This is a genomic window from Streptomyces sp. NPDC086549 (genome assembly GCF_044746205.1).
Lineage (GTDB): Bacteria > Actinomycetota > Actinomycetes > Streptomycetales > Streptomycetaceae > Streptomyces.
In genome coordinates this window covers 256,079-280,293 of the sequence record NZ_JBIVBS010000008.1, presented here as the reverse complement: position 1 = coordinate 280,293, position 24,215 = coordinate 256,079, and the positions used below count along the sequence as shown (strand labels likewise).

The window sequence follows — 24,215 nt, the reverse complement described above, 5'->3', positions numbered from 1 at the left end:
CCAAGCCCCTGGTTCCGACGCAAAGTGCCCGATGTCGGCAGGCACGAGCCCTGGAGCACCACCGTCATGACCCAACCGATCTCTCCGCTCGACCTTGCCGCCGCTGTCGGCTTCACGACCGACCATGGCCGTGTTGCTCAAATACCGTGCCCGGGGTGTCCTCGTTCACGCGCTTCCACCTGCCGGCCTGGCCGGTGTACCAGCCGGGCCGACGGCTCGTTGGGGCGTGCCGCCTCGAACTGACCGCAGATGACATTGATCGCCTCGGCCACCTCAGGATTCGCGGCCTGCTCCAGGAAGTCCCTCAGGTCCTCCGCCTCCTCGGGCGGAGACCGCTCGACGGCCGAACGTCAGGCCGGGAGCGGCGAAGGGAGGGGCGGGCCGCGCCGCACGACCGCGTCGGCCAGGAAGGTCACGACCGGAGACGCACGGTCGTCCCCGTATCCCGGACGCCGCTCGACGCCCGTGCCCGCGGCCAGCTCGAGCGGCACGCAGATCGGCGCGAACAACCGCCGCAGCAGTTCCCGTCCGGCCGCGCACAGCACGCGCCGGCGACAGGTGTCCATGCCGTGCAGCAGCACGGCGCACAACACCGTCAGCAGCACGTGCGCGACGACCACCGGCCAGCCCGCATCGACGGAGGACGGCCATACCGCGTGCGCCGGCAGCGCAGCGCGTCATCGGCCCGCACGAACCAGTAACCCACGGCCACCTGCGCTCCGGCGGCGAGCGTCAGCTGCCAGGCCAGCCGCTTCTCCTGCCCCGCGCCGGGTGGTGCGACAGCGAAGAGGACGAGGGCCGCGGCTGCGCGCACACCCCGCGAAGGGCCGGAGTCGAACGCCAGTTGGTGGACAGTACCCGCAACCGCCGTACCGAGAACCGAGAACAGCCCCGCCCGTACCGCAACCAGCCGTGCCTCGGCGAGCCCGTGCACGCGGACGCCGTCCAGGTGCCCGGCGGCTGGGCACAGCCACCATCACCTTGCCGACGGACTTCACGTGCCCCGGCGAGACCGGCGGTGATCAACCCTCCACGGCCCGCCGTACGCGTCGAGAGGGTGTGAACTCGTACAGGTCCAGGACTCCTGGCGGATCCGCGTGCCCCGGCCCTCCCGCCCGTACCCAGGCTGCGATGTCCTGTGTCGCGTCCGGGTCGTTGACCAGCCCGAGCCACACCGGCCGGCCGCCCGCGGCCCGGCCCTCGGAAGACGGCTGTACGACGATGACGTTCGCGTGCTCGCAGGCGTCCAGGCAGTTCACCGCCCGGACCTGCGCGACCGTACCCAGTTCCGCTCTCAGCGCCGCGAGTTGGGCGGCGTGATCGACGCCGGGAATCTTGTCCGTGCCGCAGCAGCAGCCGCGGCAGACGGTGACCGTGCAGCGGGGCGCCGCCTGCGCCGGGGCCTTGCGGCGGCTCACGCGGCGGCCCGCTTCCAGGCCGCCTCGCGCAGCAGCCGCAGTCCGTTGAGGCCGACGATGACGGTGGAGCCCTCGTGGCCCGCGACGCCGAGCGGAAGGGGCAGGTGACTCGCCAGGTCCCAGAGGACGAGCGCGGCGATGAAGACGGAGGCGACGAGCAGGTTCTGCACGACCAGCCTGCGGGCCCGGCGGGACAGGGAGATGACGGTGGGCACGGTGACGAGCTCGTCGCGGACGACCACCGCGTCGGCGGTCTCCAGGGCGAGGTCCGAGCCGGCCCGGCCCATGGCGACGCCGACGTGGGCGGCGGCCAGGGCGGGGGCGTCATTGACACCGTCGCCGACCACCATCACCTTGCGGCCGTTGTCCGCCAGTTCCCGGACCGCGCTCACCTTGTCCTCGGGCAGGAGGCCGGCCCGTACGTCCTTGATGCCGATCTCCGCGGCAACGCGTGCGGCGGCGCGGGAGTTGTCGCCGGTCAGCAGCACGGGCGTGCTTCGGGTGAGGGACACCAGTGCGGCGACCGTGGCGGTGGCGTCGGCACGCAGCCGGTCGGTGACACCGAGCACCCCCAGCGGCTCACCGTCCATGGTGACCACGACGGCGGTCCGCCCGTCTTCTTCGAGCTCGCCGGTGACGAGCGCGGCACGCGTGGAGTGGGCGTCCGTTGCTCCGGCGAGGACCCACGCGGGTGCCCCGACGGCGACTCGGCGCCCGTCGACGGTGGCCCGTACTCCGACGCCGGGTGTGGAGGCGAAGTCTTCCGCCACCGGAAGAGCGAGCCCTCGTTCGCGCGCCGCGTCCACAACGGCTCGCGCCAGCGGGTGCTCACTGGGGTGCTCCGCCGCGGCGGCGAGCAGAAGGAGCTCTGCTTCGTTCACCCCGGATCCGGGCAGCGGCCTCACGTCGGCGACGCGCGGGGTGCCCTCGGTCAGCGTGCCGGTCTTGTCGAGCGCCACCGCGTCGACCTCGCCCAGCCGCTCCATCACCACCGCGGACTTGACGAGGACACCGTGCCGTCCGGCGTTCGCGATGGCCGAGAGCAGCGGTGGCATGGTCGCCAGGACCACCGCGCACGGCGACGCGACGATCATGAAGGTCATCGCCCGCAGCAGGGAGTCGGTCAGGTTCGCTCCGAAGGCCAGCGGTACCAGGAAGACAGCCAGGGTGGCGGCCACCATGCCCAGGGAGTAGCGCTGTTCGACCTTCTCGATGAACAGCTGGGTGGGTGCCTTGGTCTCGGACGCTTCCTCGACCATGCGCACGATCCGGGCGATCACCGAGTCGGAGGCATCCCGCTCGACGCGCACGCGCAGGGCGCCGGTGCCGTTGAGGGTGCCGGCGAAGACCTCGTCGCCCTTCTCCTTGGCCACCGGCAGCGGCTCACCGGTGATGGTCGCCTGGTCGATCTCACTGGCCCCCTCCAGCACACGGCCGTCGGCGCCGACGCGCTCGCCGGGCCGTACGAGGATCGTGTCGCCGACGATCAGGTCCTCGACGGCGACGGTCTCCTCGCCCCCGGTGACGGGCAGGCGGGTGGCCATGGCCGGGGCCAGGTCGAGCAGGCCACGCACCGAGTCGGCGGTGCGGGCCGTGGCCAGGGCCTCCAGCGCCCCGGAGGTGGCGAAGATGACGATCAGCAGGGCGCCGTCCATCACCTGCCCGATGGCCGCCGCCCCGAGCGCGGCGACGATCATCAGCAGGTCGACGTCGAGAGTCTTCTCCCGCAGAGCCTTGAGTCCCGCCCAGCCCGGCTCCCATCCGCCGGACGCGTAGGTCAGCGCGTACAGCGTGCTCCATGCCCACACGGGGGCATCGGTCAGCTGCAACGGCAGCGCGACCAGGAAGAAGACAGTGGCTGCGGCCGCCCAGCGCGCCTCTGGCAGGGCGAGGACACGGGTACGACGCCGGGGCGCACCGCCCTCCGGTGCGCGGGCAGCCCGGTCGGTCGAGGGCGGGGTGAGGGTGGACGTCACGGGAATGCAGGTCCTTCACGGCGGTACGGCAAGCGGGCGGACCGCCGGGACACCGGCTCCGCGCTCCCTACCATACAGGACCACATGAAGACCCATTCATGTGTTCATGGGTCACTCTCCGTAGGATGTGGGCCATGGGCCATGGAGCTGATGCCGAAACCACCGCCACTGCGCGAGAGCGCCTGGAAACCGTGGGCGCCGCCGACGTGGCGGTCACTCTCCAGGCGCTGGCGACGCCGTCCCGGCTGCGGATCCTGGCCCGACTCCAGGAAGGTCCGTGCGCGGCGACCGAGCTGGCCGACGCCGTCGGCATGGAGCAGTCTGCCTGCTCCCACCAGCTCAGGCTGCTGCGCAACCTCGGCCTGGTCACCGGCGAGCGCCGGGGCCGCTCGGTCATCTACGCGCTGTACGACAACCACGTCGCCGAGCTCCTGGAGCAGGCCTTGTACCACGTCGAGCACCTGCGCCTCGGCCTGCGTGACACCCCAGCCACCCCAACCACCGCGGTCGCCGCTGAGGCGCACTGAGCAGAACGGACGGGTCACGCCGAGTTCGGCCGGGTGGCGGAGTCGCGTCGGCCGACCGGCGGGGTGGTTCCGGACATCAGGCGGATGGTGCGCCGGGAGGCTTTTGCCGACCCTGGAGCGTACGACTCCCGACGTGGCGGCAGCCGTGCCGGGCCAAGAAGGAGGTCCGTCCGATGACGATCCGACTGACGTTCCTGTGTGCGCCCGGCGGTGACGCCACCCTGGATCCACTCCTCGGTGACGCTCTTCTGAGTGAGCGCGGCCTGCGCGAGGCGGGCGCCGCGGGAGCAGCGCTCCCTCCCCATGGGCCGGCTGTCCGGGCCCCCTCGGTCCGCTGCGCGCAGACCGCTGACGCCCTCAGCCTGGCGGCAGCGTCCGAGCCTGCGCTGCACGATCTCGACCTCGGCACATGGAGCGGTCGCACCGTCGACGACGTCGCCGCAACCGATCCGGACGGGTTCACCGCCTGGCTCACCGACCCGGATGCCACACCACACGAAGGTGAGTCCGTACGCCGGCTGTGCCGCCGGACAGCGGACTGGCTGAGCGGCATGGCGCCCGACACGGCCCACACCGTGGCCATCACCGAAGCAGCCGTGATCCGGGCCGCGCTCATCCATGCTCTGGGTGTACCGGCAAGAGCCTTCTGGCATCTCACTGTGCCGCCGCTGTCCACGGTCACCCTCACCCGGGGACGTGGCCACTGGGACGTACGGCTCGGCTACGTCGTCACCCCACGGGAGGCCGGGCGAGGGCTTCTTTCGCAGTCAGCGATGCCTGCCCGCCGGGCCGACGGGAAACGATCAAGTACCTCCCGGGAAGCGATCTTCGCCGACAGCAGGTAAGCCCTGCGCAGCGAATTCCGTCAGTTCCCTATAGACGCTGACGACACCTGGGACCGCTGAATGGTCTGCCGGCCGAACTCCTCCAACTCCTCGCCGATGTCCTGCCCCTGGGCGACGAGGATCAGGCCGCGGCCCGGCAGTCGGATGCACTCCAACCGCCGCCGCTCGTTGCACGGCAGGTCACGCTCGTTCAGCCGCCGACGCACCTCGGCCTGCTGCTCGGCCGACAACTCCACTGTCAGGATCTTCGGCATCACTACCACTCCCGCCAAAGCTCCTACCCTCACCAGGAGTTGACTTCACCGAGACTGTTTTGGGTCCGGCGGGGCCATGACGGTTGATCAGCCACTGACCGTGCGAAGGAAGTGGTCGGCGTCCTCGGGTTCGCCCAGCCGTCCTAGCTCCAGCCAGGAGCCATCGGTGAAGCGGAGCCGGAAAACGGCGAATCCGCGCGGCTGGCCCGCCTCGCCTTCGACGCGGACCTGATCGAGGGGGAACTCCACGACGGTCCGGAAGTCGTCGGCCTTGGTGGGCGACAGCCGACGGCGAGGGGACGTGGCGATACAGACGCGGTCGCTGGCCAGCATGACCAGGCGTTTGGGGCTGGGTGAGTGCCCGTACCAGCGCAGCAGCAGCTGGCCCGCGGTCAGGTTCCAGTGGCCGTCGAAGACGCCGTTGGTCGGGTCCTGTCGGTAATCGCGGGCACGGCCGCGGCCGGACGCGGAGGGGCGGGCGTCGGGCGGAGTCTGCGGCTGCCCGGCCTGCGGTCTGCGGCTCCGTCGCACCCGGAACAGCCGCTCGAGTTGGGCTTCCAACTTGTCGATCAGCATCATCGGGATGACGACGAAGAAGAACACTACGGCCCCGACGTACAGCAGCCAGTGGTGGCCCGGCTTCAGTCGTCCCTTACCTGCCGCGCGGTGCACATCTTTGGGCGGTGTGGGAATGGGCTTGTGGATCTCGCACCAGACCAGGGCCACGGGCTCCTCACCCAGTATCTTCCGGGCCCGCCGATGTACTGCGCGCTTCGCCATGCTGAAGATCCTAGAACGAGCCTCTGCCCTACCGGCCGGGCGGGGAACCAAGCGGTCTCGGGGAAGCACGGGCACGTCTCCACGCCCCCCGGCGCGCACTCTCGCCGCGCCGAACGACGCGGAAACGCACCGCACTTCCCCGACCGCTTGGCGGTTGATACCAGCAACCGCTAGAGATCTTTAACGGTGCGGGTTACGTCGGGTCGTGACGGTCGTCGTGGGATGCGCTATGCCGGGAAGGTGAGGTATCCCGATGGCGGTGGGCTGACGGCCGAGGACCGGGCTAGGCGTGAGCAAGTGCGGTTCGAAGCCCCTGATCTGATCGAGGCCGGGGCCAGTGACCGGGAGGTGGCCCGGCGGTTCAGGGTGACGCGGATGTCGGCGAACCGGTGGCGGCGCGCGTTGGCTTCGGGCGGTCGGCAGGCTTTGGCCTCCAAGGGTCCCGGCGGGGCACGCGGGAGGGCGACTTGGAACAGGCGCTCGTCATGGGCGAGCGCGCCCACGAAGGCGAGCGTCAGTCCGTCCCTTCGTTCATCATGACGAGCCGCGAGCTGGCAGCCGAGATGAGGAGTTCCCACCCGCCACGTGCTTCTGGGCCGACTCGGACCCAGCGTGCCCGACGGGTCGGCACGGTCCCTGCGTCTTTCCCGGCTACGCTCGCGCGGGAGCGCCCCGCAGCGCGTGGCTGCGGGGCGTCTCCTGGTGGGGTTCAGTCGACCGTCTGCCCGTCTTTCGTACCGCCCCTGCAGGTCCCGGTTCCGGGCACGGTCGGGTTGCTCCAATCGACCGTTCCGCCGGCCTGCGTGCACTCACCCGGGGTGAGGCTCTCGGCGGTGGCGGTGGTGGCGCCTGTGAGGCCGAGTCCGGCGAGGGCTGCCGTGGCGATGACGGCGGCGAGGATTCGTCGAATGCGCATGTGGTTCCCCTTTCACAGATTGCCTCAATTGGGGCACTAGTCAGCTTGATCTTCACCCATGTGGGTGGCACGCCATGTTGCGCCATTCGGGTGACATTGCTGGCGGGTGCGGGTCGGTGACGCGATCCGTCAGACAGGCCCTAGGAGATCTTTAACGGTGCGGGTTACGTCGGGTCGTGACGGCTCCCGTGGGATGCGCCGGTTTGCTGGTCCAGGATCCGGCCACAGAAGCCGCCGCCGTGGATCTCCGCCAGTACTGGGATTCGGTTGGTGGAGCGGCTCTTGGCTTCTTATGCGGACACGTTCATGTCCAGCGTGACGCCACCGGGAAGCGACGGCTCGGGGTGAGTGCCGTTGCGGCTGATCGCCATCACTGTGGCCCGCTCGCGGGGATGGTCACCGGGTGTGAGTGGTTGCAGTCCGGAAGCGCTGCTGAGGTTGGTCCTGTCCGGTGGGTGAGAGCGCTGTTCTTCACCGTCAAGTGGCGACCATGCGCAGGGTGGGTTCGCTGCGGAGCCTTATGAAGATGGTGACCAGAGCGGCGGCCTGAACGAGAGCGCAGGCCAGTATGACGTTGCCGAGGTGCGGTGGCGGGGTGAGCGCTACGAGGATGCCTGCCGCGGGGAAGGGCAGCAGCAGGAGAAGCATCGTCAGTGAGAGCGTGGCACCGAGTGCGGTGGCAGGGATGACCAGCGAGCGCACCGTGCGCAACACGACCGTGAGGCCGCCGTCTCCCGCCATGAAGATTGCTATCAGGACGGTGTAGGAGGCGTAGGACGGAGCCTGGGTAATGGCCAGACATGCGGCGGAGGCGAGCGTCGCGGACACCATGCCCACCCCCCAGAGGTCGAGGCGGCTCAGCACGAGTCGGCAGCACGCTATTGCCAGCAGGGTCGCCACGGCGGCAGCGGACCACATGGCGCCGACGTCGGCGGACGAGCGCCCGAAGGTCTCCACCACGATCACAGGGCTGGCGGACTGGAGCAGACCGAGGGCGAGGTTGGAACAGGCCAGCCCGGCCACCAGCCAGCGCAGGGCGGGTAGCGTCAGCAAAGTGCGCAGGCCCAGGCGCAGTGCGCTGTCATTTCCTGTGGCGTCGGCACGTGCGGCGCGTAGCGGAGTCGGCGGAGTCTGCAGGCCGAGCACGGCGGCGATCAAGGACAGTGCGCTCAGGCACCCGAGCATCCATCCCGGTCCTGCCAGGAGAAGGAAGCCGGCGAGCAGCGGACCGATGACCGTGGCTGTCTGGTCGATGCCGACTAGGATTGCCTGTATCCCATGAGGCCTGGCCTGGTCCCGCCGGGTGACGATCGCGCCGACGGCCTCATTGGCAACGAAACCGAACTGGGAGAGCGTGCCGGTGACGGCTGCCAGAACCAGCACGACAGCGGTCTCGGCAGTGCCCCGTGGAAGCATGAGAAGGGCGATCGCCGCGACTGCCACCACCGTTGCCCGTGCGAAAGAGGCGATGAAGCAGACGATCGCTGCGCCGCGGCGGTCCACCGCGTTGCCGGCGGGGACGAACGCCGCGATCCGCGGAGTCCACTCCAACGCGAACGCCAGGCCTGTCAAAGACGAAGAACCGGTAATTGTCAGGACCAGGAGTGGCATGGCGTACGCCGCCATGGAGAATGCCAGCGCGTCGCTCGCGCGCGGAGCGTAGATTCGCCGAAAGAGACTGCCGGACGGAACGGCGGCATGCCGACCGACAGGCCGGTCCTCGTGCACGGTGATGGCCACGAAAGAGGGAGGCTTTCGATGAGATGTATCGGGGGAGGGCGAGGTGAGATCCCGGTCACCTGCGAGGGAGATGCATGTGCGGAAATAGATCAGGCTGCGGCAGGTTCTCGTAATGCTTGTTCAAAGCAGTCCGTGGTGGCCCGAGTTGCATCTGCGCTCATCACGAGACGCACGAAGGGCACCTTGTCTCCGCTCTGAGGAAGGAAGAGGAACTGGCGCGCAAGCAGCGACAGTTGACGGCCGAACTATACCGCTCTCAAGGCGATGTGGCGTATACGGCGTGGGAGTCTCCCGCCGGAAAGCATTATGACCTTCTCCGCCCCGAAAGGTCCTGGCCTCAAGATATGCGGTTGTATCAGGTCGATACCGGTGATCACTCCTTCAATACGGACAGAATCCGTGCGGAGATCCTCAGTCGTCGGAAATCCTGCCGAGGCTGAACAGCGTCGCCGGTCGGATCGGCCCTCTCGGCTGACGGAAGCGGAGCCATGTGCAATCCGTCCCTGCCCGGTGCCGACGTCCTGGCCGTGATCCGGGCGGTCACGTCACCCTTTGCGGCCGGACTCGGACCGCCGGTGATCTTCGCTGACGAGGTCCGTCTGCCGCGACCGATCCATGATGTTTACCAAGGTCATCCGCCAGGCCGCACCACAGGCCCAGGAAGCAGCAGACCGATGGCACCTCCTGGAGAACCTCTCGTCCGCCGTGGAGAAGACCTGCCGCCAGCACCGCGACTGCCCGCGCACCCACGCCACCCGGCACCTCCCTCCCCAGCCGGGTGGACCAGCTCGTGTTCCCAGGACCCCCTCCTGGAACGGGTCCGGCAACGCCATCAGGACAGGACGTCCAGGCGCTCGTGCAGGCAGGCTTGCTGTCGCTGTGGCCGAGGCTGCATGCGTTGGACTTGACCAGCTGAACACCGATGCCACCGACGCTGGGTGAGGCGGCCAGGGGTTGTCTGTGGCTGGTGGCAGGATCACCGGCATGGTTTTCGTACGTACTACTCCGCCACGACCCGTGGACGTGACCGCGGTCTTTCCTGAGCTGGCTCCGTTAGCGCGTCCTGCAATCCGGCTGCATCCTCGTCCCGGGTCGCCTTCGACAGGGGAGAGCTCGGTCGGGGGCCGTTGCTGTGGCCGGCTCAGGAGCCGTGGCCGCACTGCGAAGGCGCGCACGTGGACAGCGGATTCCGCGAGTCGCCGACTGAAGTGCGGCTCACGAGGCGCGTGGTGGCCCGGCAGCACCGTGATCCCCAGGGTCCCGCGCTCACGCCGGAGGAGGCGGCGATCAAGGAACGGAACGCCGCAATGCTCGCGGAGCGACTCGACACAGGCCCTCCGTGGCCCGCGGAGTGCCCGGTCCCCATGCTGCCCGTGGCCCAGCTGTATCTGCGCGACATACCCCTGTTGCGGCCGCCCGGACAGGCCGATCTGCTCCAGGTACTCTGGTGCCCCTACGACCACGATCCGGGGCACAAGCCGTCGACCGCCCTGTTCTGGCGGTCCGCCGCGGAGGTCGGCGACGTCCTCGCCGTACCGCCGGAACCGTATGAGGTGAACTGGCAGGGATATGTGCCGGAGCCGTGTCTGCTGGCACCAGAGGCAATCACCGAGTATCCCAACAGCCTCGATCTGAGCCCGGAGATGCGGCTGATGGTGGAAGACTAGAGCAGGTGGCAGGCAGCCGACGTCGGCGTGGACAGCTCGTACGCGGACTATCCGACGGAGTTCTACAACGGCAATCTGGCTGACTCTCCCGGCTGGAAGGTCGGTGGTTGGCCTCCGTGGGGCCGCACCGACCCGAATCCCCGGCACTGCGGTGTCTGCGATGCGCAGATGGTCCCGCTGCTGACCATCGCCTCCTTCGAATGGGACGGTGGCGAGAAATGCGGCTGGGCGCCGTACGAAGACCGAGCCGCCGCCTACGCCGACAGTCACTACGCCAGCCAGGACCCTGCGCAGCCGACCAAGGTAGAAGTAGGCAGCACCGACAACATGCAGCTCTACGTCTGCCCGACCTCTCCCGAGCATCCGCACACCGACCTGATCCAATGAGCTGTCGGGCCTGTCACACACCCTCCGCAGTCGGTGGCAGAAGTGCCGCCGCGTCAGGGTGTGTGACAAGCCGTCTGCCTCACTGATGCCAGCCGGACCGCTTCGACCAGTCCCCATCACCACGTCATCCGGCTACGCCGGTGACAACTACCGAGCCCCGGCACAACGGCGGCGGGACCCGCAACGCACGAGGCTCCTGTGTCGTTGGGGGAGGCGTTCGAAGTCTCAACCCGTCGGCACAGGCGTCTCGTCTCGTCACGGAGCATGGCCCATAAGACGTCGACTCGGCGGCGTGCGAGAGCGAGCAGTTCCGTGCGCTCCCCAGTCCGGCCGGGGTAGGTGTTTGCCTACCTCAGAAGTAGGTTTCGGCCCATGGTGCTTGCTGGACCCTCGCAGCAGCATGATCTCCGGGGCACAACGCGTGGCCTGTATGACGAGACGGGGGGGCGGATATGTGGCCGTTTCCGGTGGACGGGGCGGCGCCCTGGCCGGGGAGTGTGCTCGTGGCGTTGACCGCGGTTTGCGCCGTGCTGGCCTTCAGGGCGGAGCAGGCCCGGGACCGGCCGGGGCGCATCGCGCGACCGGCTGGGCGGATCGGGTGGCCGGTCGTGGCGGGGCTGGTGGGTACGGCGGCGTACGGCAGTGTGCCTGCGCTGCTGTTCGCCCTGCACAACTCCGCCGGAGGGGCCGGCTACGTCGTCACTGTGCCTGATCTGCAACCCGACGGGCTGCTTCCGGCGGCGCTGCTGATGGCCGGCCTGCTGGCCACCGTGCTACTTCCCTCGGCGAGCGTGTCCAGGCGGTGGATGCTGCCCGTGGTCGGGGCGGTGACCGGGGAACTGCTGGAATGGACGTACTGGCTCACGCATTCCTCTGCCGGCTATGGGCCGACACTGCTGAACGTCCTGGTGGGTTGTGTGAGTGTCCCGGTGCTCGCCGCCCTCGCCGGTGCGGCTCTGCTCCGGCCGGCGAACGGCAGGCCCGCGCGTCTGGCCGGAGCCGATGCGTTGAGGTCCGCGCGCTGGGCCATGCTGTTGCCCGCTGTCGTGGTGATGGCCGGTGACCTGCTCGGCCTCGATCTGTGGCAGTCCGCGTCGCCGGGCACCGGGATCGGGCCGGCAGTGCTGGGTTACCTGGTGGGGCTGGCGCTGTTGGCGGCCGTCGTGATCGGGCTGGTGCGGTGGCCGAGGGCGGCGGCGGATCTGGCGGCCCTGGGGTTGGTGGGGATCGGGGTGTACGACGTCGCCCAGAGCGGGTTCGGGCAATCCCTGGTGGTGGTGCAGAAGTTCGGCTCCCCGCGCGGGCCGGCGCCGTCCCTTCCCATCGAGATCGCTCACCATGCGTCGGTCCTCGGCGGCATCCAGGGGGCGGTGCTGCTGGCCCTCGGGCTCTGGCTGCTGCCCAGAACCGTGCTGCCGGATGCCAGGCGCCTGTTGGGACGGGAGCCGGATCCGGCGCTGACCCGGCGGGTGCGGGAGCTGACCGAGACGCGGGCCGACGCCGTCAGCTCCGCGGCCGCGGAGCTGCGCCGGATCGAGCGAGACCTGCACGACGGCGCACAGGGGCGGCTGGTCACCATCGGGATGAACCTCCGGGTCGCGGAGGAGATGATCCACAGCGATCCGCACGAGGCCGCCGCGCTCGTCGTGGAGGCCCGCGTCGCCTCGGCGGCTGCACTGGAGGAACTGCGCGGCCTGATCAGAGGGATGCACCCGCCGATGCTGGCCGACCGGGGGCTGGGGGAGGCGGTCCGGGCGCTCGCACTGGACCTGCCCCTGCCGTGCGAGACCGAGATCGATCTGCCCGAACGGCTGGCCGCCCCGCTGGAGTCGGCCTGCTACTTCGCCGTCGCCGAGGTGGTCACCAACGCCGTCCGGCACGCCTCGGCGCACGGCCTCCAGATCCGCATGGCCCAGACGGACGGGGTGCTGCGCATCGAGGTGGTCGACGACGGAGTGGGCGGCGCGGATCCCGCCCGGGGCACCGGGCTGGCCGGGGTGGAGCGACGGCTGGCGGCCTTCGACGGCATCCTGGCGGTCAGCAGCCCGCCCGGGGGACCGACGATCGTGGTCATGGAGGTGCCGTGCGCATAGTCGTCGCGGAAGACCTCTTCCTGCTGCGGGAGGGGCTGGTCAGACTTCTCAAGGCACGCGGGTTCGAGATCGTGGCGGCCACCGACAGCGCGCCGGGCCTGCTCGACGCGCTGCTGGAGTTCCGGCCGGACCTCGCGATCGTGGACATCAGGCTGCCGCCCACCCACACCGACGACGGCCTCCGGGCGGCACTGACCGCCCGCGAACGGATCAAGGGTCTGCCGATCCTCCTCCTCTCCCAGTACGTCGAGCAGATCTACGCCCAGGAACTGCTCGCCGACCGGGCCGGAGGGGTCGGTTACCTGCTCAAGGACCGGGTGTTCAGCGACGACCAGTTCGTCGACGTGATCCGCACGGTCGCCGCGGGTGGCACGGTCATGGACCCCGAGGTGGTCACCAAGCTGCTCGGCCGCCACAGCCGCAGCGAACGCGAAACCCTCTCCCGGCTCACCGAACGGGAACGCCAAGTTCTCGAGCTCATGGCCGAGGGACGCTCCAACAGCGCCATCGCGAACCGGCTCTTCATCAGCGACAAGGCCGTGTCCAAGCACAGCACCAGCATCTTCACCAAGCTGGACCTCGCCCCCTCCGACGACGACAACCGCCGGGTGCTGGCCGTGCTCGCCTACCTCATGTCCGCGCCGGGGGACGGCCGCATTCCCCCGAGCCACTGAGCTGATCAATACCGAAACGTTGCCGGGCCGGCGGCCCCAGGCGCCGGGCGTAGCCCGGTGCTGCCCAGAAACCCGGTGCTGCCCAGAAACCCAGTGCTGCTCACAATCCCAGGGAGGGTCCGTGACAACCACGCCGTTCATGAACCGAGAAGGAATGACGCGCCGTCGCATGCTCGGAGCCGCGCTGGCAGTCGGGGCCGCCGTGCCGATCGGCGCCGCCCGCCCCGCGTGGGCGGCTTTGCCCGCCCCGGGCCCGGTGCAGCTCACCCTCCCCGTGCCCACCGGACCGTACCCGGTGGGCACGGTGTCCCTGCACCTCGTCGACACTTCACGTCCGGATCCAGCGGCCGGCCCCGGGCGTCCCCGCGAGTTGATGGCCAGCGTCTGGTACCCCGCACGCAAGGCCGAGGACCTGCCGCGCGCGCCCTGGATGACCGAGGGCGCGTTGCGGGCGTTCCTGGCGGACGTCGGCTTCCCCCTCGACCCCGCCCTCGGCCCGCTCACCGCCGGGCACGTGGACGCGCCCGTGCACCATGCGGGCCACCGCCTGCCCGTCATCATGTACTCGCACGGCTCGGGCAGCCACCGCGGCGACCACACCATCATGGTCCAGGAACTCGCCAGCCACGGCTACGCCGTGGTCACCGTCGACCACACCCACGACACGTTCACCGAGTTCCCCGACGGCCGGGTGGTCACCCCGGCGGCCGATATCCCGATGTACCCGAGGGACTTCGCCGCGGACCTCCGGTTCCTGCTCGACTGCGTGGAGGGGCTCGCCGCCGGGCACAATCCCGACGTCGACGGCAAGGTACTGCCCCGGGGCCTGCTCGGCGCCCTCGACCCGCAGTGCGTCGGCGCGTTCGGCTGGTCGAAGGGCGGCACCGCCACAGCGCTCAGCATGCTCGCCGACCGGCGCGTCCGCGCCGGGCTCGGCATCGACGGCCCGATGCAGCCGACCGTCACCGCTGACCTGGCCCGGCCCTTCATGATGATGACCGCCGTGTTCACCCGGGCCGCCATGGCGGACGTCGAGGAGTTCTGGACGCATCTTCGCGGCCGGCGGCTCGACATCCAGGCCGACGGGGCCGTCCACAACTCCTACGGCGACAACGCGACGCTGATCGCGCAAGGGGGCAAGATCCTCGGCATGACCGACCAGCAGATCCAGGACATGATCGGCACCCTCGACCCGGCCCGGGCCGTACGGATCCAGCAGGCGTACCCGCTCGCGTTCTTCGACCTGCACCTGCGGCACCGGGGGCAGGCGCACCTGCTCGACGGCCCGTGCCCGGCCTTCCCGGAGGTGAAGTTCATCCCATGAAGCGATGGCCGCGTCACTCCCAGCCGGCTCGCCACCATGACAACCAACATCTCCTGCTTGTCACGGACTCCGCATCGGCATTCGTGCGCGGTCGGGTCCTGCTTTCGCGAGCATCCGCACGCCGAGGTGATCCGCAGTCTGCCCGGCATGGGCCCACGGCTCGGCGTCGAGTTCATCGCCGCCACGGGCGGAAACCTGGACGCCTTCGGCAGCGCGGACCGACTGGCCGGCTTCGCCGGCCTGGCTCCGCAGCGACGTGACTCCGGCCGCGTCAGTGGCAACCTGCGCAGACCCCGCCGCTACCACCGCGGCCTGCTCCGAACCATGTATTTGTCGGCCATGGCCAGCCTCAAGTCCTGCTCCGCGTCCAAGACGTGCCACCAGCGGAAGCGGAACGAAGGGAAGGGACACAAGCAGGCTCTGGCCGCCCTCGCCCGCCGCCGTGTCAACGTTTTGTGGGCGATGATCCGTGACAGAGAGCGCTATTGGGAAGTCCCGTAAGCGAAGCACGGTGGAGCGCCGGCTTGTCTCGGGCACGGTTTGGTGTCCACTTCGCGGCCCTGGGTGACCCTGCAGGCCGGGCCTTTGCCATGATCGCTCGGTGACGGATTACCAGCGGACAGACCCTTCGAAGGTGGCCGACGACCGGGTGTCGCTCACCTCGTTCCTCGACTACCAGCGCGCCACCTTGGCCATGAAGTGTCAGGGGCTGAACGCCGACCAGCTGAAGCAGCGAGCCGTTCCGACCTCAAGTCTGACTCTCCTCGGCCTCGTCCGGCACGCGGCCGAGGTGGAGACCGGCTGGTTCCGTTTCGTGCTGAACCAGGAACAGCTCAAGCCTCGATGGCCTGCGGTCGACGGCGTCTTGGGTGAGTTCCTCGTGTCCGAGGCAGACGTGGACGAAGCATTCACGTTCTGGCGAGAGGCGTGTGAGGGATCCCGCGCCGTCACGGACTCCTTCGAGTCCCTCGACGACACGGTTGTCTTTCGGGGCGAGACCATCTCGCTGCGCTACGTCCTGACGCACATGATTGAGGAGTACGCGCGTCACAACGGGCATGCCGATCTGCTACGCGAAGCGATCGACGGGGCGGTCGGCGAGTAGAGCGACGGGCGGGCCGGACCTACGGAAGCCATCGATCTTGCCCGCTGCAAGTGCGAGATGATCACACGTTGGCCGGTGTGATCACGGCGTCGGAACCGTCGTGGACATCCCCGTTCACCGGGCTGGGCCCACGTCAGTTCCGCAAGCCGGTGACCGGGCTACGGCGTGAAGGAGCGGGGGCGACGCGGCGAGGCCGACCGTGGGGTCTGTCGCTGGAAGACCGCGTCCTGCTGGTTGCCGCCTGCTGTCGTGCGAACTTGACGATGCGCCAAATCGCTCCGCTGTTTGACATCTCAATATCCGCTGCCGACCGCAACATCAACCACCTCGGCCCGCTGCCCGCGCTCCAGCCACGTCGACGATTCCGCAAGGACACCGTACTGATCGTGGACGGAACCCTGGTCCCCACCCGAGACCACACGATCGCTGAGAAGTCGAAGAACTACCGGTACTCCACCAACCACCAGGTCGTCATCGACGCCGACAGCCGCCTCGTCGTCGCAGTCGGCCGGCCACTGCCAGGCAACCGCAACGACTGCAAGGCATGGGAGCTATCGGGGGCGAAGGCTGCCGTCGGTCAGGTACCTCAGTTCGCTGAAGCTGAAGACGATGTCGGGCGTATCGGTCCAGGGGCGCGGAGGGCAGCCGGTTCAGCGAGGACTCCTTGGGCCTGGCCGATTCCCGGGTCAGGACGTAGGTGTTGCGGGTGGCTTGGGCGAAGAACCCGGCCTGGTCCAGCAGGGCCGTGAGCTCCACCGCCGGGTCGTCCGCGGCCAGCGCCTCTCAATTCGCGTGACGTTCCGACAACGCGTCGACAGCACGCCCGCAGCATACGTGGAGCCAACCCGGGTGGTGGCGCGTTTGGTTATTGGAGGTGTCCCCCCACAATCTGGATGCCCAGCCGGCGGCAAGTCGACTGCCTTGCCGACCATCCTGTACGCACGTTGGCGTACCAGCCAGACCGTCATCGCTTTCCTCAGAACCTCGTAGGTGCCAGGTTGGCCGTGTCGCCGTCCGCGGTGAGGGTGGAGACCCAGGCGATCGGCCGGGGCACGATCACCGCGGTCAGCAGACGGTAGAAGGCCCCGGGATCGATGGACTCCGGTGAGTAGTCGACGCGCACGGCGGCACGCTATGTGTCGCGGTGGGAGAACACGTGAGCGGCCCCCTCCTCCGCCCTGTCCGGCAGGAGACAGGCGGTGAGGGCGGCGGTGTCGTCGTGCAGACGGTTGTGGCTGTGGTCGAGCAGATCGTGGTGGAGCCGGTCCAGGAGCTCCCGGGGCGGGAGCGGACCCCAGGAACGGACGCGCTCGACCAGGGGATAGAAGGAGCCGTCCGGCGCGCGGGTCTCCGTGATCCCGTCCGTGTACAGCAGCAACTGGTCGCCGGGGCGGAAGGCGTACACGTCGACGTGGTAGGGGTCCCCGACGGGCATGCCGAGGTTGAGGGGCGGAGCGGACCGCCCCGTGTCCAGTTCGCGCACCTCGCCGGGACGGATGTGCAGCGGTGGCGGGTGACCGCAGTTGACGATGCGGACGACCTGCTTGTCGCCGGGGACCTCCGCGAAGACGGCGGTGACGAACCGCTCGCCCACCTCGCTTCGGGAGAGCTCCGCGGCCCTGCGCGTCATGCTGGTCTCCACCCGGCCCACCAGAGCCGGGAGGTCGGGTTCGTCGTGCGCGGCCTCGCGGAACGCGCCGAGCAGGGCGGCGGCGGTCTCCACCGCGGGCAGGCCCTTGCCGCGGACGTCGCCGATGAGCAGGCGGACCCCGTACGCGGTCGGCACGGCCTCGTAGAGGTCACCGCCGATGCGTGCCTCCGCGGCGGCGGAGAGGTAGAAGCTCTCCAACCGGAGGTTGCCGATCCGGTGCGGAACCGGTCTGAGCAGGACGCGCTGCGCGATCTCGGCCACGAAGCGCACGTCGGCCAGGGTGCGCTCCCGTCGGATCCGGTGGGCGGCCAGGATCGTGCCGAGGGTGCCCACCAGAGCCGTACAGATATAGGCGGCCACGTAGTGCCGGTCCCACAGGTATCCGACGTCGCGGCCCGCGCAGCACGGAGTACCGGCCAGGATCCCCTGGAAGACGAGGGCGAACACGGCGGCGAGGGCGACGACGGCCGGCCCGTGGGCGAAGGCGGTGACGAGGGGCAGCGCGATCAGGACGAAGCTCACCGGCCACTGCACGGGCGTGACGGGCTCCAGAAGCAGGACGGCCATGACGTAGAAGACCGGAAGCCGGCGCAGCCACGCGGGCTCGGGCGGTTGTTCCGGGCCGCCTTCGCCGCCCGCCCGGGACTCGCGACGGTCCGACTGACGCAGCCTGTACACACCGAACTCCCGGACAAGGTCGCAGCAAGAGGTCCAGCCTGCTGTGCCCGGCTATGGCGCACCGGCGATTGCTCCACTCAACGGCATGTCCGGCCCGGCGGAGTGGACCGCCATCCGGGTGATCTCTGGCGCACTCGCAGCCGGGCAGGAGCCGGAGAACAAAGGCCCGTCGAGCCCCACCGCCTTTCCTCGCGATCGATTCGGAGTGGCACCCCGACGATCGCCGACCGAAACTGAAGCCCACGGTCCGTGATCAGAAAAGAAAACACGGTCCTGTCGAAACGTCCTCCAGGAGGTCGGATGATGGAGCAGTCCTCCGGGGTCCATATATCCGGACCGGACGCATCAGTCGCAGTCGCCGACAGATTCGCGGAAGTGCTGGCTGCTGTCACATGTGTCGAGCGTGTTCCGGTCGACAGTCACTTCTTCGACGACCTCGGCGCCAACTCCTTGGTGATGGCCCAATTCTGCGCACGGGTCAGGAAAATGCCGGACCTGCCGTCCGCGTCCATGAAGGACATTTACCGGAACCCCACGATTCAAAGCCTCGCCGCGGCCCTCGTCGAGGCGGCGCCCGTTCCTGGCGCTTCATCGCTTCCCGCGTCGCCTTCGGCCGAGTCCGCTCAGCCGGCGCCGGTGACACAGGCGAGCCGGCTGAAATATGTCCTGTGCGGAACATCCCAATTGCTGTTCTTCCTGGGATACTCCCTGGTCTTCGGACTTGTCACCGCGCGAGGATACGACTGGGTCGCCGACGGTTCGGACCTGGTCCACATATATCTCCGGTCGCTGATCTTCGGGGGCATCGGTTTCCTGGCCCTCTGTCTGTTCCCGGTCGCCGCAAAATGGATTCTCATCGGCCGCTGGAAGCCTCGTGAGTTCCCCATCTGGGGTCTTACCTATCTGCGCTTCTGGCTCGTCAAGGTACTGCTCCACGGAAATCCGATGGTCCTGTTCACCGGTAATCCGCTCTACGTGCTGTACCTCCGGGCACTCGGCGCGCGCGTCGGCAAGGGAGTCACGATCCTCTCCCACACCGTGCCGGTCTGCACCGACCTGCTCACCATCGGCGCCGGCACGGTGATCCGCAAGGACTCGTTCCTCCTCTGCTACCGGGGGCACGCGGGTCGTATCCAGACCGGCCGGATCACCCTCGGCCGCGACGTGTTCATCGGCGAGAAGACGACCCTCGACATCGACACGTCGATGGGCGACGGAGCGCAGCTCGGTCACTCGTCCGCCCTGCACCGCGGTCAGACGGTGCCGGACGGTGAGAGCTGGCACGGATCCCCGGCGGAGCCCACCGAGGTGGACCACATCAGGGTCGCTCCGGCGAGCTGCGGCACGCTGCGCCGGGCCTGGTTCGGCCTGGTCACCCTGTTCCAGTTGTTCTTCTTCTACGTACCGCTGGCCGTCGGCGGGACGTACATGCTGTTCACCGCGGTTCCGGCGCTCGGCTCACGACTGGGACCGGACTCGGCCGAACTCACCACCGGGGCACTCGTCAGCGACGCGCTGGCACTGTCCTTCGCCTTGTTCTTCGGCTTCCTCGTCCTGGGACTCGTCACTCTGTTCACCGTCCCGCGCCTGCTGTCCCTGGCCGTCAAGCCCGACAGGGTCTATCCCCTGTACGGATTTCACTACGCGCTGCACCAGACGACGGCCCGCATGACGAACACAAAGTTCTTCGCCTGGCTCTTCGGCGACAGCTCCTACATCGTGTACTACCTCCGTGGTCTCGGGTACGACCTGTCCACAGTCGAGCAGACGGGCTCGAACTTCGGCACCGAGGTGCAGCAGGAGACCCCGTTCCTGGCTTCCGTCGGCAGGGGAACGATGGTGGCCGACGGGCTCTCCATAGCCAATGCGGAGTTCTCCAGCACGTCCTTCCGAGTGTCCCGGGCATCGATAGGCCCGCACAACTTCCTCGGCAACAACATCGTCTATCCGGCGGGCGGCAGAACGGGCGACAACTGCCTTCTCGCGACGAAGGTGCTGATTCCCCTCGACGGTGAGGTCCGTGAGGGCGTGGGACTTCTCGGATCGCCCTGCTTCGAGATACCCCGGTCGGTGGAGCGGGATTCACGGTTCGACGACCTCATGACCGGGGACACCTTCCGCCGCCGTCTCGCCGCGAAGAACCGCTACAACCTTCGCTCGATGGCCTTCATGCTGTTCGTGCGGTGGCTTTACACCTTCGCGCTGACGCTCTTCGCCCTGCAGTCCGCCGAGCTGTACGGCTGGCTCGGACACGTGGTGATCGCCGGGTATCTGGCCGGAACGCTCGCGTTCACCGCCCTCTACTACGTGCTGCTGGAGCGCTGCATCACGTCATTCCGCGCGCTGAGCCCCAAGTTGTGCTCCATCTACGACCCGTACTTCTGGTGGCACGAGCGCCTGTGGAAGGTTCCGGACCGGCACCTCAACGTCTTCAACGGGACCCCTTTCAAGACCCTGATCTGGCGTCTGATCGGTGTCCGCATGGGCAGCAGGGTGTTCGACGACGGCGTCTACTTCACGGAGCGGACGCTCGCCACCGTCGGTGACGGGTGCACCCTCAACGCCGGAAGCAAGATCCAGTGTCACTCGCAGGAGGACGGCACCTTCAAGTCCGACGTCAGCACGCTCGGCGCAGGCTGCACGCTCGGCGTGGGCGCCCACGTGCACTACGGCGTGACGATGGGCGACGGCGCCGTGCTGGAAGCCGATTCCTTCCTCATGAAGGGCGAGGAAGTCCCCCCGAACGCACGGTGGGGCGGAAACCCTGCCGTGGACATGCCTGATGCCTCTGATCAGCCCCGTGGCATCGGCTCGGCAACCGCCCGGTCAGCGTCCAACGGCGCGGCCACGACGGTGAGTTGAGGAAGGCCATTCAATGGAAGCGCGTGTGGAAACGGACCGGGAGTTCTGGAGCCGTGTGCTGACCGCTGGTGGTGTCACCGTGGTGCCACGGTGGGTTCGGCAGCCGGTGCCGGGAATGGCCGAGTACGAGGCGACGGTCCCGGACGACGTGGCGGAGGCGGTGCGCGGGCTGGCGCGGTCGTCGGGTGTGCCGCTGAGCGCGGTGCTGCTGGCGGCGCATGCCAAGGTGCTGGCCGCGTTGTCCGGTGAGCAGGACGTGGTGACGGGTTACGCCGCGGGGGCGCGAGGCGGGCCGCTGCCCTGCCGGCTGACCGTGGCGCCCGGACCATGGCGCGCACTGGTGTCGCACGCCCGGCACGCCGAGGCGGAGCTGCTGGCGCACCGGGAGTTCCCGGTGGACGAGCTGCGCCGGGAGCGGGCACTGTCCGAGCCGTCGTACGAGGTCGTGTTCGACGCGACGGGGACCGAGAACGGGCCGGCCGATGACGCCGTACTGGGCGTCGGCTGGTGCGACGGCGGTGGGCGGCCGGTGGTGCGCCTGCGGTACCGCACCCAGGTGCTGGACGCCGAGCACGCTGCCCGGATCGCCGGCTACCACCTGACCGCGCTGCGCCTGATGGCGGCCGACCCCGGGGCGGATCACACCCGGCAGAGTCTGCTGTCGGCCGCCGAGGTGCACGAGCAGCTCGAAGGACTCGCCGGGCCCCGCCGGCCCCTTCCGCAGGGGCGGGCGCATGAGCTGTTCGAGCAGCGTGCGCGCACACATCCGGAGACGGTGGCGGCGGTCCACGACGAGCACGAGTGGACGTACGGGGAACTCAATGCGCGCGCCAACCGGCTGGCCCGGGCCCTGCTGGCGCGGGGGCTGGGCCGGGAAGACGTGGTAGCCGTGGTCACCGAACGCAATCTCGACTGGCTCGCCGCCGTGCTGGCGGTGTTCAAGGCGGGAGGCGTGTATCTGCCGATCGAGCCGCACTTCCCGGCCGGCCGCATCACGGCCACGCTGTCCCGAGCGGAATGCCGGCTGGTGCTGACCGAGTCCGGCAGTACCCAGACCCTCGACCAGGCCCTGGCCACCCTGCCGGGAGTCGAGAAGCTGCTCATCGAGGCGGCCGGCGCGGAACAGCACGCCGACGGTGACCTCGGGGTGCGGGTCGCCCCCGACCAGCTGGCCTACATCTACTTCACCTCCGGCTCCACCGGCGAGCCGAAGGGGGCGATGTGCGAGCACGCGGGCATGCTCAACCACCTCTACGCCAAGATCGACGACCTGGGCATCGACCAGGGGCGGGTGGTGGCGCAGACGGCCCCGCAGTGCTTCGACATCTCGCTGTGGCAGCTGGTGTCGGCGCTGCTGGTCGGCGGACGGACGCTGCTGGTCCGGCAAGAGGCGATCGTGGACGTGGAGCGGTTCCTCGACACGCTCGTCCGCGGCCGGGCCGGTGTCGTGCAGGTCGTGCCCTCCTACCTGGAAGTGGTGGTGTCGTACCTGGAACGGCACCCACGGGAACTGCCGGACCTGCGGTGCGTGTCGGTGACCGGCGAGGCGCTGAAGCGGGAGCTGGTCCAGCGCTGGTTCGCGATCCAGCCCGGGATCAAACTGGTCAACGCCTATGGACTGACCGAGACTTCGGACGACACCAACCACGAGGTCATGGACGAGGTGCCCGAGCGTGTGCTGCTGGGGCGCGCGGTCAACAACGTGCACGTCCACGTCGTCGACGAACACCTCTCACTGGTGCCGCTGGGCGCCCCGGGACTGATCGCGTTCTCCGGAGTGTGCGTGGGGCGGGGATACGTCAACGACCCCGAGCGCACCCGTGAAGCGTACCGGGAGGATCCGTACCGGCCGGGTGAGCGGCTCTACCTGGGCGGTGACTGGGGACGCTGGCATCCCGGCGGCAAGCTGGAGTTCCTCGGACGCCGGGACAACCAGGTCAAGATCCGCGGATTCCGGATCGAGATCGGCGAGATCGAGAACACCCTGCTGCGGGTGGACGGCGTGCGGGACGGCGCCGTGGTCATCGCCGAACGCGCCGACCAGAGCAAGCACCTCATCGCCTTCTACACGGGCCGGCGTCACGAGACGGACGCGCTGCGCGAGGCGCTGGGCGCCGTACTGCCCGCCTACATGGTCCCCTCGGCCTTCCACTGGCAGCCCGGCCTGCCGCTGACCGCCAACGGCAAGACCGACAGGAAGGCCCTGACCGTACTGGCCGAACAGCAGGCGCCGACCGCCAACAGCGACGCCGGCCGGGAGCCCGAGCGCGCTCCGCTCACCCCGACCGAGCGGAAGCTGGCGGCCGCCTGGGCCGAGTTGCTCGGCGTTCCCGAGCACCGGATCGGCCGGGGGGACCACTTCTTCGACTCCGGCGGCACCTCACTGTCGGCGGTGAAACTCACCATCGCCCTGGACCGCGCGGTCTCCCTCAAGGACATCACCCGGCACCCGGTACTCGCCGACCTGGCCGCGCTCCTCGACGGCACCGGCCGGCAGCGCTCCGAGCTGCTGCAGCCGCTGACGGAAGCGGGCGGCAGACCCGAGTGCGCCCTGGTGTGCTTCCCCTACGCGGGCGGCAACGCGGTCAACTACCAGCCGATGGCGACCGCCCTGGCGGGCAGCGGGACCGCTGTCTACGCGGTGGAGCTGCCCGGTCACGACCTGGCCGCCCACACCGAACCGTTCGCGCCGATCGCTCAAGTGGCGGAGCAGGTCGTCGCCGAGATCACCGCACTCGGCCCCGCCAGGGTCCTGCTGTGGGGCCACTCCTCGGGCACCGCGCCGGCCCTGGAGACGGCCAGGAGGCTACGGGAGCGCGGATTCGACGTCCCGCGGGTGTTCCTCTGCGCACAGCTGCTCGGCACCGCCACCGACCGCCGCGCCGCCGCCACCGAGCTGGCCGCCCGCAGCGACGCCGAGATCGCCGCGAAGCTCACCGCACAGAGCGGCTACACCGAACTCGGGGAGCTGAACACACAGCACGCCGAGCACATCGGTGCCGCCTACCGGCACGACTGCGTGTCCGCGCACCGCTACTTCGCCGACGCGCTGGAGTCTCCGCCGGTGGCGAGGCTGTCGGCGCCGGTCACCGTGGTCGTCGCCGCGGATGACCCGAGCACGGCCGGGTACCCCGACCGGCACCGCGACTGGCAGCTCCTGGCCGAGCACGTGGACCTCCACGAACTCGGCGACGGAGGCCACTACTTCCTCCGCACCCGTCCGGACGGGGCGGCACAGGTCGTCCTGGGCGCCACGGAACGACTGGCGTCCTCCTGAACCTCCAGAGCCTCCGCAAGGGCAACCGAAGGGAAACCGAT

The 24,215-nt window shown here is 69.3% G+C and carries 20 protein-coding genes and 3 pseudogenes; 14 read left to right on the top strand and 9 right to left on the bottom strand.

Annotated features, from left to right (window positions below):
* Positions 1–350: 350 nt before the first annotated feature.
* The 3 genes from ACIPSA_RS25915 to ACIPSA_RS25905 all read right to left on the bottom strand — a co-directional run bounded on the left by ACIPSA_RS25915 (position 351) and on the right by ACIPSA_RS25905 (position 3,394).
* Entirely contained in the window at positions 351–620 is a 270-nt protein-coding gene (locus tag ACIPSA_RS25915) for a hypothetical protein (RefSeq protein WP_402638389.1), read from the bottom strand.
* A 402-nt stretch (positions 621–1,022) separates the two neighbouring features.
* Positions 1,023–1,418 carry a (2Fe-2S) ferredoxin domain-containing protein gene (locus ACIPSA_RS25910; protein ID WP_402638388.1) on the bottom strand — a complete coding sequence of 132 codons (396 nt, stop codon included), beginning with the start codon at positions 1,416–1,418 and terminating at the stop codon, positions 1,023–1,025.
* Complete coding sequence (locus tag ACIPSA_RS25905) at positions 1,415–3,394, bottom strand: heavy metal translocating P-type ATPase (RefSeq protein WP_402638386.1); 1,980 nt, start codon at positions 3,392–3,394, stop codon at positions 1,415–1,417. The genes ACIPSA_RS25910 and ACIPSA_RS25905 overlap by 4 nt, the downstream gene beginning before the upstream one ends.
* A gap of 134 nt (positions 3,395–3,528) precedes the next feature.
* Between ACIPSA_RS25905 and ACIPSA_RS25900 the strand changes: the two genes are divergently transcribed.
* Positions 3,529–3,921, top strand: a complete 393-nt coding sequence (locus tag ACIPSA_RS25900) for an ArsR/SmtB family transcription factor (RefSeq protein WP_402638384.1) — start codon at positions 3,529–3,531, stop codon at positions 3,919–3,921.
* A 173-nt stretch (positions 3,922–4,094) separates the two neighbouring features.
* Positions 4,095–4,766: a histidine phosphatase family protein gene (locus ACIPSA_RS25895; RefSeq protein WP_402638382.1), complete on the top strand. Its 672-nt coding sequence runs from the start codon at positions 4,095–4,097 to the stop codon at positions 4,764–4,766.
* A gap of 20 nt (positions 4,767–4,786) precedes the next feature.
* Here ACIPSA_RS25895 and ACIPSA_RS25890 read toward each other — a convergent pair whose 3' ends face one another.
* Positions 4,787–5,020 carry a hypothetical protein gene (locus tag ACIPSA_RS25890; RefSeq protein WP_402638381.1) on the bottom strand — a complete coding sequence of 78 codons (234 nt, stop codon included), beginning with the start codon at positions 5,018–5,020 and terminating at the stop codon, positions 4,787–4,789.
* 87 nt (positions 5,021–5,107) lie between these two features.
* On the bottom strand, positions 5,108–5,800 hold the full coding sequence (locus tag ACIPSA_RS25885; protein ID WP_402638379.1) for a hypothetical protein: 693 nt from the start codon (positions 5,798–5,800) through the stop codon (positions 5,108–5,110).
* A gap of 222 nt (positions 5,801–6,022) precedes the next feature.
* On the opposite strand from ACIPSA_RS25885, the gene ACIPSA_RS25880 reads away from it, so the two are divergent.
* Positions 6,023–6,340 carry a helix-turn-helix domain-containing protein gene (locus ACIPSA_RS25880; protein ID WP_402638378.1) on the top strand — a complete coding sequence of 106 codons (318 nt, stop codon included), beginning with the start codon at positions 6,023–6,025 and terminating at the stop codon, positions 6,338–6,340.
* Positions 6,341–6,509: 169 nt separating this feature from the next.
* On the opposite strand, the gene ACIPSA_RS25875 is transcribed toward ACIPSA_RS25880, so the two are convergent.
* Entirely contained in the window at positions 6,510–6,716 is a 207-nt protein-coding gene (locus ACIPSA_RS25875; protein WP_402638377.1) for a hypothetical protein, read from the bottom strand.
* Positions 6,717–7,193: 477 nt separating this feature from the next.
* Complete coding sequence (locus tag ACIPSA_RS25870) at positions 7,194–8,456, bottom strand: MFS transporter (protein WP_402638375.1); 1,263 nt, start codon at positions 8,454–8,456, stop codon at positions 7,194–7,196.
* 585 nt (positions 8,457–9,041) lie between these two features.
* Between ACIPSA_RS25870 and ACIPSA_RS25865 the strand changes: the two genes are divergently transcribed.
* The 9 genes and pseudogenes from ACIPSA_RS25865 to ACIPSA_RS25825 all read left to right on the top strand — a co-directional run.
* Positions 9,042–9,398 (top strand): transposase, encoded by a 357-nt coding sequence (locus ACIPSA_RS25865; RefSeq protein WP_402638588.1) that lies wholly within the window; start codon positions 9,042–9,044, stop codon positions 9,396–9,398.
* Positions 9,399–9,631: 233 nt separating this feature from the next.
* Positions 9,632–10,123 carry a hypothetical protein gene (locus tag ACIPSA_RS25860; protein WP_402638374.1) on the top strand — a complete coding sequence of 164 codons (492 nt, stop codon included), beginning with the start codon at positions 9,632–9,634 and terminating at the stop codon, positions 10,121–10,123.
* 27 nt (positions 10,124–10,150) lie between these two features.
* A complete protein-coding gene (locus ACIPSA_RS25855; RefSeq protein ID WP_402638373.1) occupies positions 10,151–10,510 on the top strand; it encodes a hypothetical protein in 360 nt (119 codons plus the stop codon).
* A gap of 503 nt (positions 10,511–11,013) precedes the next feature.
* The gene (locus tag ACIPSA_RS25850) at positions 11,014–12,603 is read left to right on the top strand and encodes a sensor histidine kinase (protein ID WP_402638371.1); all 1,590 of its coding nucleotides are present in this window, start codon (positions 11,014–11,016) and stop codon (positions 12,601–12,603) included.
* Positions 12,594–13,277: a LuxR C-terminal-related transcriptional regulator gene (locus ACIPSA_RS25845; RefSeq protein ID WP_402638369.1), complete on the top strand. Its 684-nt coding sequence runs from the start codon at positions 12,594–12,596 to the stop codon at positions 13,275–13,277. The genes ACIPSA_RS25850 and ACIPSA_RS25845 overlap by 10 nt, the downstream gene beginning before the upstream one ends.
* Positions 13,278–13,398: 121 nt before the next feature.
* Positions 13,399–14,601, top strand: a complete 1,203-nt coding sequence (locus ACIPSA_RS25840; RefSeq protein ID WP_402638368.1) for an alpha/beta hydrolase family protein — start codon at positions 13,399–13,401, stop codon at positions 14,599–14,601.
* A gap of 102 nt (positions 14,602–14,703) precedes the next feature.
* A pseudogene (locus ACIPSA_RS25835) lies at positions 14,704–15,102 on the top strand (transposase); the annotation flags it as partial.
* 133 nt (positions 15,103–15,235) lie between these two features.
* Positions 15,236–15,706: a DinB family protein gene (locus ACIPSA_RS25830; protein WP_402638366.1), complete on the top strand. Its 471-nt coding sequence runs from the start codon at positions 15,236–15,238 to the stop codon at positions 15,704–15,706.
* Positions 15,707–15,774: 68 nt separating this feature from the next.
* Positions 15,775–16,371: pseudogene (locus tag ACIPSA_RS25825) on the top strand (transposase family protein); the annotation flags it as partial.
* Positions 16,372–16,685: 314 nt separating this feature from the next.
* Here the strand turns inward: ACIPSA_RS25825 and ACIPSA_RS25820 are convergent.
* Together ACIPSA_RS25820 and ACIPSA_RS25815 are read right to left on the bottom strand one after the other, a co-directional pair.
* Positions 16,686–16,829: pseudogene (locus ACIPSA_RS25820) on the bottom strand (flavin reductase family protein); the annotation flags it as partial.
* Positions 16,830–16,838: 9 nt separating this feature from the next.
* Positions 16,839–17,951, bottom strand: a complete 1,113-nt coding sequence (locus tag ACIPSA_RS25815) for a PP2C family protein-serine/threonine phosphatase (RefSeq protein WP_402638585.1) — start codon at positions 17,949–17,951, stop codon at positions 16,839–16,841.
* Positions 17,952–18,335: 384 nt separating this feature from the next.
* On the opposite strand from ACIPSA_RS25815, the gene ACIPSA_RS25810 reads away from it, so the two are divergent.
* Together ACIPSA_RS25810 and ACIPSA_RS25805 are read left to right on the top strand one after the other, a co-directional pair.
* Positions 18,336–20,897, top strand: a complete 2,562-nt coding sequence (locus tag ACIPSA_RS25810) for a Pls/PosA family non-ribosomal peptide synthetase (RefSeq protein WP_402638365.1) — start codon at positions 18,336–18,338, stop codon at positions 20,895–20,897.
* Positions 20,898–20,910: 13 nt separating this feature from the next.
* Positions 20,911–24,174 carry an amino acid adenylation domain-containing protein gene (locus tag ACIPSA_RS25805; protein ID WP_402638363.1) on the top strand — a complete coding sequence of 1,088 codons (3,264 nt, stop codon included), beginning with the start codon at positions 20,911–20,913 and terminating at the stop codon, positions 24,172–24,174.
* Positions 24,175–24,215: the final 41 nt, after the last annotated feature.

Coding starts and splice junctions, on each gene's coding strand:
- ACIPSA_RS25885 (WP_402638379.1), bottom strand. CDS start 5,800: ATGGCGAAGCGCGCAGTACATCGGCGGGCCCGGAAGATACTGGGTGAG.
- ACIPSA_RS25875 (WP_402638377.1), bottom strand. CDS start 6,716: ATGCGCATTCGACGAATCCTCGCCGCCGTCATCGCCACGGCAGCCCTC.
- ACIPSA_RS25895 (WP_402638382.1), top strand. CDS start 4,095: ATGACGATCCGACTGACGTTCCTGTGTGCGCCCGGCGGTGACGCCACC.
- ACIPSA_RS25880 (WP_402638378.1), top strand. CDS start 6,023: ATGCGCTATGCCGGGAAGGTGAGGTATCCCGATGGCGGTGGGCTGACG.
- ACIPSA_RS25805 (WP_402638363.1), top strand. CDS start 20,911: ATGGAAGCGCGTGTGGAAACGGACCGGGAGTTCTGGAGCCGTGTGCTG.
- ACIPSA_RS25810 (WP_402638365.1), top strand. CDS start 18,336: ATGATGGAGCAGTCCTCCGGGGTCCATATATCCGGACCGGACGCATCA.
- ACIPSA_RS25900 (WP_402638384.1), top strand. CDS start 3,529: ATGGGCCATGGAGCTGATGCCGAAACCACCGCCACTGCGCGAGAGCGC.
- ACIPSA_RS25890 (WP_402638381.1), bottom strand. CDS start 5,020: ATGCCGAAGATCCTGACAGTGGAGTTGTCGGCCGAGCAGCAGGCCGAG.